The sequence below is a fragment of the Pseudoalteromonas sp. BSi20439 genome (genome assembly GCF_000241165.1).
GTDB lineage: Bacteria > Pseudomonadota > Gammaproteobacteria > Enterobacterales > Alteromonadaceae > Pseudoalteromonas.
This window is the reverse complement of sequence record NZ_BADW01000167.1, coordinates 1-9690: the sequence shown is the minus strand read 5'-3', so window position 1 is coordinate 9690 and position 9690 is coordinate 1. Positions and strand designations below refer to the sequence as shown.

The 9690-nt window shown below is 36.9% G+C and carries 10 protein-coding genes; 6 read left to right on the top strand and 4 right to left on the bottom strand.

All coding sequences use genetic code 11. From position 1 onward, the window contains the following. On the bottom strand, window positions 1–495 hold a 495-nt coding region (locus tag P20439_RS13320), incomplete at its 3' end, for a hypothetical protein (RefSeq protein ID WP_036934102.1). Between the two features lie 90 nt (window positions 496–585). Beyond that, a complete protein-coding gene (locus tag P20439_RS13315; RefSeq protein ID WP_008467625.1) occupies window positions 586–1686 on the bottom strand; it encodes a hypothetical protein in 1101 nt (366 codons plus the stop codon). Between the two features lie 153 nt (window positions 1687–1839). Here P20439_RS13315 and P20439_RS13310 point away from each other — a divergent pair, with 153 nt between their 5' ends. Beyond that, a complete protein-coding gene (locus P20439_RS13310) occupies window positions 1840–2382 on the top strand; it encodes a hypothetical protein (RefSeq protein ID WP_036934100.1) in 543 nt (180 codons plus the stop codon). On the opposite strand, the gene P20439_RS13305 is transcribed toward P20439_RS13310, so the two are convergent. Next, window positions 2379–3968, bottom strand: coding sequence for an ATP-binding protein (locus P20439_RS13305; RefSeq protein WP_008467620.1), 1590 nt, complete (start codon window positions 3966–3968; stop codon window positions 2379–2381). The two genes, P20439_RS13310 and P20439_RS13305, sit on opposite strands and share 4 nt — an antisense overlap. Beyond that, on the bottom strand, window positions 3955–4584 hold the full coding sequence (locus P20439_RS13300; protein ID WP_008467618.1) for a response regulator transcription factor: 630 nt from the start codon (window positions 4582–4584) through the stop codon (window positions 3955–3957). Before P20439_RS13300 ends, P20439_RS13305 begins: the two co-directional genes overlap by 14 nt. Window positions 4585–4733: 149 nt before the next feature. Here P20439_RS13300 and P20439_RS13295 point away from each other — a divergent pair, with 149 nt between their 5' ends. The 5 genes from P20439_RS13295 (at window position 4734) to P20439_RS13275 (ending at window position 9574) form a co-directional block, all read left to right on the top strand. Further along, window positions 4734–5630, top strand: a complete 897-nt coding sequence (locus tag P20439_RS13295; protein WP_008467615.1) for a site-specific integrase — start codon at window positions 4734–4736, stop codon at window positions 5628–5630. Then, entirely contained in the window at window positions 5627–7642 is a 2016-nt protein-coding gene (locus P20439_RS13290) for an ATP-binding protein (protein ID WP_008467613.1), read from the top strand. Before P20439_RS13295 ends, P20439_RS13290 begins: the two co-directional genes overlap by 4 nt. A gap of 88 nt (window positions 7643–7730) precedes the next feature. Beyond that, window positions 7731–8756: a hypothetical protein gene (locus P20439_RS13285; protein ID WP_008467611.1), complete on the top strand. Its 1026-nt coding sequence runs from the start codon at window positions 7731–7733 to the stop codon at window positions 8754–8756. Next, window positions 8743–9078, top strand: a complete 336-nt coding sequence (locus P20439_RS13280; protein ID WP_036934098.1) for an STAS-like domain-containing protein — start codon at window positions 8743–8745, stop codon at window positions 9076–9078. Before P20439_RS13285 ends, P20439_RS13280 begins: the two co-directional genes overlap by 14 nt. After that, window positions 9071–9574, top strand: coding sequence for a hypothetical protein (locus P20439_RS13275; RefSeq protein ID WP_036934095.1), 504 nt, complete (start codon window positions 9071–9073; stop codon window positions 9572–9574). The genes P20439_RS13280 and P20439_RS13275 overlap by 8 nt, the downstream gene beginning before the upstream one ends. Window positions 9575–9690: the final 116 nt, after the last annotated feature.

Below are 9690 nucleotides of genomic sequence, written 5' to 3'. Positions count from 1 at the left end.
TAAAGCAGATGAAAATTGAGAAGCAAATAAAGCTGACTCAGAATTACATGCTGAAAGATCGTTATAGACTCTAGCTAGTTGTTGAATAGGGTTTTGTGAATCAGTAAGTTGTTTTCCATCCTTCCAAATGTATTCAATTTGAACGTTATCTAATTGGAAAGTATTATCATGGTTTATTGTAAATTGGAAAAACTGTGTACCTGAAATTATGGCAAGGTGGTCAGGTGTAGGTGCAGCCTCACCATAAAGCTGATTTTTTACTTTTTTAAAACATTGTTGAGTAAAATGCTCACACGAAAACTCTACAATCCTAGTTCCGTTATCAGTAATAAATTCATCCCAATAACTGCTCTGACAATTACTCCATCCATCTAAAGCATTACCGATGCTAGTTGTACCGTAGTTATTAATGTATCCATTTTTAACTACATCTAAGTCACTACCACAAGAAATTAAAATGGGAAGCATAGATAAGGTTATTAACACTTTTTTCATCACAATAAAGCTCTCTGATAGTTTTAATTTAAAGAATAGGGTTATCCATAAGTGTTTTTAGTTCTTTGTTCAATCCATAAATAAAATAATTCATACCAAAAAAACCATTAAGAAATTTTGAAAAGGAGATAGGGGCTTAGAGTTTAATTGGCTTTTTAAATCGAAGGCTAGTTTAGCTGAAATAAGAAGTGGCAAAAATCCCGTTAGGGTTATTGAAGTTAAGATACCTTCAGCATTAACTCCCGATAAGGCTATAACCTCAAACAAACAAGCTAAAGTCATCAAACCACCTCCCGCTTTAACATCAATTTTTGCACTTTGGAATACTGTATTTAATAGTACTAGACAGATCACCATCCCTCCAGGCAGAAAGCCAATTATGAATATTGAAGTAAACGTTGGTATATAAAATTGATTCAAGGCAATGATATATTTGTCTTTTACAAAATTTTGAGATTCTTGCTTTTTGTAACTCACCTCTAATTTTAATTTGTTTAACGCCGCTACAAGTTTTCTGGCTTGCTCTGAAGATAAATTTTTTCTTAGTTCAATGTAACCTTTTGATATTCTATTTTGAATTGTTTCAATGTTTGTTTTCAAAACCTTGGCAAGTATAGGAATAGAAAGGTTATCTGATTCATTTGAATAGTAAGTCACAGTATATTTCTTCGTATTATTGTTTTCTTGCTGATATTTAAGAAAGCATCGTTGTAATTGTTCTGCAAAGTTTTGCCCATCAATTAAGTACGGTATTGCTATGTAGTGCTTATGTTCTTTTTGTGCTTTATCACAGAATGTTAGAACTAACTCTTTATTTTTAATAGTTATATCTTCTATTTCTGCAAATGGAATTGTAATGTTTTGGCCTGTAAATCTATTGAATGTAGTGACTGATTCGTTGGTGAATTGGCAGTATAGATTTCTAGATTTTTTACTAGGGAGCATATTCAATACCAGAGGTAACATAGCAGCGCCGAATATAGTACACACTATTGAAAAAACATTTTTTACTAGGATATCTAATAGTTCCCTAATTTCGGGGAACCGCGATAATAAAGTGTGGAGAGGACGTGGATAGCTAAAGCTTCCTTGATGTAATTGTAGGTAAATACCGAGAAAGATCAAAAAAATTGAGAATATTAAGCCTGCAAAAAGTAACTTTTTATTGATATTGAATGTACTATGACTCACTTCTTTTCCTCTTTAATCGTAATGTTTAATTGTTTATTAGAGTAGGAATAAATGCTATAAGCCATTTTCTTAGTCGAAATAAGAAAAACGATGATATAAACTTCTTTTATTTGTACCTAACATATTACTTTATTGTTAGTTTAGGGAATTAAAATGAGCGTGAACGAGGGCAGTACAAGGGAGTTTGGCAATACAAGGGTGCTATTACACAGCTTAGGTTCATCATGCTATCGCATTGAGTGGTATAGCAAGATGACAGGGGCATCAACCAGCCTGGCACGGATTAAATTGGGTAAATATTTAGTGCTGCGTAAATGGGCTTCGGCGCTTAATATACAGGATGTATCGAGTGAGTTTGATCGGCGTAATAGCGCGCTCATCCACTTTTTAAGTAATGTAGATATCATTAAATCTAATGACGAGATGATCCTCATGGCAAAACAGCATTGTGTTAACCTTTTTACCAATTATGAAGGCTTAAGGCCGATCAATAAAGTCACTTTTCCTAAACCTAGATTGCAAGGGGCTATTGGCAAAAAAGTGATTATTAAATCAAAAGTCGGTGATACAGAAATTGCCGAAGGGTTGTTATTGCAGTTGGTTGGCAATCAGGCAGAAATACAAGTATCAGCAAGTGAAGATGACATTTTACATGTTCGTAAGAAGTTTAATTCCAAGCAAGTTTATATTCGCTAGCGGACTTGTTCATCAGTTAATATGGGGAATGTTACTGTGATAGTGAAGCCCTGCTCATTTGAGAATGTACATTGGCCGCCAAGTGCCATCGCGCGCTCATCAATAAAAGCGAGACCATAACCGCCTGAATGTGAAGTCTTTGTTACAGCATGACCATTATCTTGAATAAGCAAAGTAATGTGATCTGAGCTTGAATTTAAATTTATAACAAGCTCAGAAGCGCTGCTGTGCTTTATGCAGTTGGTTACTGCTTCTTGGCAAATTCGATAGATTGCAATTTGATGATCTTCACTGAGATCTTTGTTTAAGCATAAATGCGTTGTATATTGAATTTTTTCCTTATACATTAAGCTTTTTAATTGGCCGCTTGACAGTGCTCTTGCTAACCCTACCTCATCCAGTTCACGTGGGCGAAGATAATGCATCAGGTGGTAAACTGAATCGTACATTCCATTCGCATTCTGTTTTAGTGCAGCGATAATATCAGCCGCTTGCTGATCCGTCATGCTGGCTAAAACGGCAAGGTCGGTTTTAAATGCGGTAAGGTTTTGTCCCAACTCATCATGCAACTCTTGCGACAAATGCTTCCTCTCACTTTCTTGCACATTCACCATTTTAATCGCCAATTGTTGGTTTTTTGCTAACAGTGTTCTTAGTTCTAAATTTGTGGTTGTTAGCATATTATTATTGTGTCGCAGCTCTGCGGCAGCGGCACCTAGTAACAAGCTTGTTGCTGCATTTGTCAAAATAAACAATTGGCTAATGTAGGTGTTAGTTGCATCGTGGCTGATGCTTGCTTCTAAAATTATCAGACCATTTGCACCTGCTGCTGCGAATATAGCGCCGGTAATACCAAAGTGATATGAAAACCAAATAATAGGCAACAAGGATGCTAAGCGCAGCAGTGGGTAAATATCGGGTCGCAGTAAATACATTGATAATACCAGTAAGGTAAAAACAATGACTGCAAGAGTCAACTTCAGTCCACCTTGAAGGTTAACAGCTCGCTGGCAACTACTCGCACACAAAATGATAAAAGGCGCGATAAATAAGCTGCCAGTTAAATCGCCCAAGGTCATATTGAGCTGATATTGTAGCAGTTGCTTGCCTTTTAACCAAGTTGTGAATTCAAAAGAGCTAGCAAATAAAAACCACTTTGATGCGGTTGCTATACTGGCTAATAAAATAAGTGATAGTACACCTTTACTATCTTTAATCGTAGGGGGCCAGCGACTTTGCTTAAAAGCGAAAATGATGGCGAAATAAATCGCTTCTTGCCACACACCATGAAATAAATTTAAATGCCACTGTTGAGTGTGAAAAGACCCTTGGTATGCGGCATAGAGTCGCGATGCAAACCATATCATTGGCCAATAGCGTGTTGGTAAGATAATCACAAAAGCCAGCTTAATACCAGCAGGTAGGAATATAGCACTGCTTTGTGGGACTGTTTCTAGGTGGTTACTAACCCATGAAGCAACAGCTAAAGCGATTAGATAAGTAATACAAACCGTTAGCTGCTTAGTTGCCGCTCGCAATATAATTGCAGCAGGAGGTGTGGCAGCGATAACCCTAGGCCAATTCATTAAGTTGAATAACCCCAATATCGATGGCAACTTTTAATAGCTCAAATGACGTTGTTGCGTTTAACTTGTTGCATATATTGGTTTTGTGGACGTGGGCTGTTTTCGGCATCATACCGAGTTGTTGAGCAACCTGTTTGGCATTTAAACCTTTTGCAAACAGAGGCAAAGCCTCGATTTCTCGTTTTGTTAATAGGTCTTGTTTATTCGAAACATAATTATAGTTGAAGTTAACATCTTCACTAATATAGCGATGGCCTCGCATTACTGTTTTTACTGCATCGATCATGGCGTCTGAAGCTGAGCGTTTCGACACATAGCCAAGTGCGCCAAGTTGTATCGCATTACTGACGTAAGGTTCATGGTCATGCATAGACGCAACGATGGTTTTTATTTCAGGATAATGCTCATTTAAGTAAGAGAGAAAAGTAAGACCTGTTGCCCCTTCATGCATTGAAATATCAACGATAAAGACATTAGGCTGGTCAATATTTACGGCTAATATTGCTTCATTTACTGAACAAGCCTCGATGCTTACTTGCCAGTTTAATTCAAGCTCAAGTAGTTTTTTTAAGCTATCTCGAACTAACTGATGATCTTCTATGATGCCAATACGCATAATCCTCTCCATTTGAAGTTATGATTATACATCTAAATCAAATTATTTTGTCTAAGAATTACTCTTAGCAAAGTTACGGTGCAAAAAATGAGGTTAACTTTTAAAGTTAGTTGGTGCTAACTATGTAGCTCAATAAATTGGAGCTATATATGAAAAACACAAACCCAGTAAAAGTATATCTTAATAGATTGGCCGTTTCTGGTCGAAGATCAGCAACCTCTCAATTAAATGAAGCTAAAAAAGTATTTGAGTGGAATGATCCAATTGATTTATTGCCTTTTCACTTATTGACTTATGCGCAGCTTGAAAGCTTAAAGCTGCATTTTAGTGAACAAGGCAAGTCTGCTAGAACGATAAACCATGCTTTACAGATAATAAAAGGTGTTGCAGATACAGCATTTAAATTAGACGTGATTGACCATAGAGCCATGACACGTATTAAATCAGTGCCTAGTATTAGGGGCAAAGTGATTGAAAAGGGTAAGGCTCTTACTCACGCTCAGGCTAACCTATTATTAAGTAGCCTTTCAAAGCTCACCTCAAAGGTTGGGGTAAGGAATTATGCTGTTATATCCATTATGCTAGCCACGGGTTTGCGCCGTTCAGAGTTGTGTAGTCTTCACCTAAATAATTATTGTCCCGAATCCCACAGCATACTAATTGAGAAAGGTAAGGGGTCAAAGGGTAGGCAGCAATTTTTGCCTGATTGGACTGAGTCAGTTTTAGATAAATGGCTTAGCTTACGAGGCAACAGAAAAGGCCCTTTATTTACTAAGCAAGGGAAAGATATTAAGCCTCTTACCTCAGATGCCTTATATCTTATAGTTACTAAAAAAACGAAAAAGATCTTAGGCCAAGTTTTTACTCCCCATGATTTACGTCGGACTTTTATAACGCGGTTATTAAACTTAAACGTAGATCTTCTTACTGTCAGTAAAATGGCGGGTCATGCAAATGTAACTACTACACAGCTATATGACAAAAGAGGCATTGAAACTCAGAGGCAAGCCGCATTGGTTTTGAGTTATGGGGTTTCATCACTATGAATTTAGAGCGAGAATTATATGAGTTAGGTTCGAACCTATCGCTTAGACTTTTGAATAGTTCATTATTTGATAAAAACGTATTGATAGGCTTAAAGCCTATTACGGTTCGTAGCATCACTGGTAAGGCTTTTAGCTACCCTCAAAGTAACTCACAAGAATATACCGAAGCGGTATACAGGCACTTCAAAAGTGTCAACTCTAAGGTAAGAGCTATGACATTGCTAGAAAGGAACTGTCATATATTAAGGAAGACACTTCACTTACCTAAAGAGTCTGTAAACCTTCTAGCCTTAATAGTAGTAAACAGCCTAAACCCTGCATTCAATGAATTACTGGAAACACACCAAGGCCTAAGCGACAACGTATTACATCAGTTGCTCTCTGAGGCTTTAAATGTTGACTACCTTACATTGAAGAGCACTTTTGAAAATCTGGCTGAGAGCGGATTATGGAGCAGTTCAATATACGATAGTGAAGATATGCTCCAAATACATAGTGGCTTTGCAAAAGCATTAGCTGGCAAGCACGCCCGTGATTTCTCTGACTTGATTTCAAATGTCGTGACCCTATCAAGCAAGCCTGATTTGAGGCTATCAGACTTCGAACATTTAGATTCTGATGTGCCTTTTGCTTTCAGTCGCGGTATTGATGAGATGCCTAAGAGTGGGGTAAATATTCTATTACATGGGGCTGCTGGAGTAGGTAAAACTCAATATGCAAAGCTGTTAGTGAATCAAATAAATGCTAATTTATACGAAGTAAAAGCAAAGGGTGGAGATTTGAGTAGCCCTGACGATGAGCTAGACTCTCGCCGAAGCAGTACTCAGCTTAGACTACAGTATTTAAAGATGGCTTATCGCTTATTTGAATCTCAAAGTGATGCTTGGCTACTTATTGATGAATGTGAAGATATTTTTGCATCATTTAGTTTAAGTACACGAATCTCAAAAGATAGGTTACATCAACTTCTTGAGGTTAATGCTGTTCCCACTATATGGATAACTAATCACCCTGAGAGTATACCCATTAGTTGCTTAAGGCGATTTAGTCTTGTTATTGAATTGCCTAACCTACCGACTGATGGGAAGTTTGATATGGTATCAAATTGCTTTAAAGGATTGCGGTTATCCAAGGGATTTAAGGAAAAGCTAGCTCATTCAGAAGCCGCTACCCCTGCATTATTAGAGAATGCGGCAACGCTGTGCAAAACTTGTAATGTTAAAGGTGCAGTGGCTGAAGAGTACACCAATACTTACCTAACAGAAGTTTTGAAGTTAACTAATGAGCCTTTAGAAGCCCTAGTTTATAAGCCCGAATTAGAATTTGATCCAGCCTACTGTAATTTGAAAGGCGACCTTCACTCATTAATTGATATCACTAAAACGATTGAAAGACACCCTGAAGCTCGTATTTTATTATTTGGGCCGCCAGGCACTGGTAAGTCGGCTTTTGTTGACTATGTGTGTAAGAAGAACGATTTGGGTTTAGTAACAGTTAAGGCATCTGACGTGTTAGGCAAGTATGTCGGCGAAAGTGAAGGAAATATTGCTAGGCTTTTTGAAAAGGCTAGTAATGAAGGTCAGGCATTATTGATAGATGAAGCTGATAGTCTTTTGACGACACGCGAAGGCGCTACTAAGTCATGGGAAGTGAGCCAAGTAAATGAGCTACTAATGCAGATAGAGCGATTCCAAAACCCGTTATTTATAGCTACCAATCATTTCAAAGCATTAGATAAGGCGCTTCTTAGGCGTATTGACTTTAAGATCGAATTGCAGGCTCTGAGGTATGAACAGGCTATTAGTTTGTTTGAGGCAGTCGTTGGTGTTGAGTTGGATATGGAGAGTAAGAATCAGTTAAATCAGATTACTAATTTGACAGCAGGTGACTTTGCTATATTAGCGAGAAAGCTTCGTTTTAAAGATAAAAAGGTAGATTCAGAGGAAGCAATTGGAATATTAAGAGCTGAAAGTGTTGTTAAAGAACCTCATAGACAAATAGGGTTTTATTAATTGCCTTAAAAGGTAGTTTAATTAAGGACAGTATATTTAAGCTCTGTGATATTATTGCTCTAAGTATAGTTTGAAACAAGGAAGATGTATGTCTAACAAACGTTCAGTTGAAGAGATCTTATGGGCTGCTAGGACAAAAAGAACTATGTCTAGGAAACACAAAAAGTATAGGCCTGATAAAGTACCTAGACTCAAAGCTTTAGGCTATGAATACTTTTCTGCGCCAGTGAAACTAGACCTATATTCAGAAAGTAACCATAAAGATACGATTGAGTTCATTGATAATCTACTTGAAAAAGCTTCTAAATCACCTGTAATGCTTGATTTTGAAGAAACAGAACACATATCAGCAGCAGCTTTGTTGTATTTTTATTCTCGTATAGACAGTTTTTTAGCATCAAATAGTTTAGCTAAACTGAGAATAAAAGAAGCGTCTCTTACTCATAATGTAAAAAATGCGATTCGCTCTTCAGGTTTAATTGAAAGAACATTAAACAGAGAGAGAAAGTTAGATAGTAGATACATAAACTTACCAATAATCAAAGGAACTGCACAGGGAGAGGAATTTGAAGAGGTCATTGACCATATAATTAATAAAATATTTATTTCTATTAAGCCCGAAGATGAAAAAAGGATAGGCGCAGCAGTAAGTGAAACTGTTGGTAATGTAAAGTTACACGCATACCCACATCCGGATAATGAAAATAAACCTTGGTGGGTTATGTGTAGCTTCTTTAATGGTTCGCTATACTTAGCAATTTATGATGAGGGGGTTGGTATCCCTAAGACTATCCATGATCGTCCTTGGATTAAAAGTGCTATAGATAGAACTCCCGAGTTTTTTAGGAAGTTCACCAATGGCCGAGATGTAGATTTAATTAGTATCTCCATGGAAGCGGGAAAAACGCAAACTAAAGAAAAAAACACGGAAAGGGAAGTAAAAGTATCAAAGCTTTGGTGGATGAAACTCCTAATGGAAAGCTTTGGGTATTTAGTAATAAAGGCCTATTTCAAGTTAACAGCCAAGAACAGGCTCAACTTGTTGAACATGAGCACTCTATTAAAGGCACTCTGGTTCAATGGAATATTAAGGTATAGTGATGAGTTCATTTAAAAAAATCGATGTTGTATCTGAGTTTTATCCGAGGCCTAAATGGCGATACATATCTGAAGGAGAGGGTAGTGGGCAGTCTTTTAGACAGACAATGTTATCAGATGCGCTTAATGAATATGAAAAAGTCGAAGTTAATTTAACAGGTTATAACCGTTATGGTCCTTCATTTATTTCGGAAGCTTTTGGTGGACTGATCCGAGAAGAGGGTTTTCGCTTAGCTGATATAGAAAAGAAACTAATAGTAAATCACGAACTTTTGCCAAGTATCGTTGAAATGTGTTGGACAGAATTGAAAGAAGCTGAAGAAGAAGTCTATGGCTGATTTTTTCCTTAAGTGGTTGCCGTCACTCCTGATTATTTTCGGTTGGATGATTATTCTTTATAACGCTAACAGGACTTCTAAACGTTCAGAAGTCCGTAATTTGAGCGATAAGTGTATTGAAAAAATAGAAAAGCTTCACGAAGATCTTCTAAATAATGAACCACACGAAGAGATAAATATATATAAATTTGAGGCAAGTATTATCGCTCCAATTACTCTCATTGAAATAAAAGATAGGCAGCTTGAGAGGAAAACAGGTACTAAATTTCTTAAACCTTTAGACATCTCGAGAGTAAAGTCCCTGTCTAAAGATACAAATGAAAAAGAAGAAATTTGCGATACCCTTTTAGATATGATTGAAAGTATAGAAAGCTCATTCGATAAGCTGTATCCATGTAAATATAGTTTTTCAAGTATGTATAAGCTCCATACTTTTTTAAGTATTTCAGGAATACTTCTAATTTATTTTATACTAATGAAACTGCTGGTTACATAGCTCGTACCGTGTGCCACCGAGTGTGACACCGAAAGTTTTTATGATACTTAAGTCGTTGTTTTATATTAGGTACGAAAGTTTGCTTGTCAGCTTACCGGCTGACTCACTCATTCAAT

Coding starts and splice junctions, on each gene's coding strand:
- P20439_RS13290 (WP_008467613.1), top strand. CDS start 5,627: ATGAATTTAGAGCGAGAATTATATGAGTTAGGTTCGAACCTATCGCTT.
- P20439_RS13300 (WP_008467618.1), bottom strand. CDS start 4,584: ATGCGTATTGGCATCATAGAAGATCATCAGTTAGTTCGAGATAGCTTA.
- P20439_RS13280 (WP_036934098.1), top strand. CDS start 8,743: ATGAGTTCATTTAAAAAAATCGATGTTGTATCTGAGTTTTATCCGAGG.
- P20439_RS13295 (WP_008467615.1), top strand. CDS start 4,734: ATGAAAAACACAAACCCAGTAAAAGTATATCTTAATAGATTGGCCGTT.
- P20439_RS13275 (WP_036934095.1), top strand. CDS start 9,071: ATGGCTGATTTTTTCCTTAAGTGGTTGCCGTCACTCCTGATTATTTTC.
- P20439_RS13285 (WP_008467611.1), top strand. CDS start 7,731: ATGTCTAACAAACGTTCAGTTGAAGAGATCTTATGGGCTGCTAGGACA.
- P20439_RS13305 (WP_008467620.1), bottom strand. CDS start 3,968: ATGAATTGGCCTAGGGTTATCGCTGCCACACCTCCTGCTGCAATTATA.
- P20439_RS13310 (WP_036934100.1), top strand. CDS start 1,840: ATGAGCGTGAACGAGGGCAGTACAAGGGAGTTTGGCAATACAAGGGTG.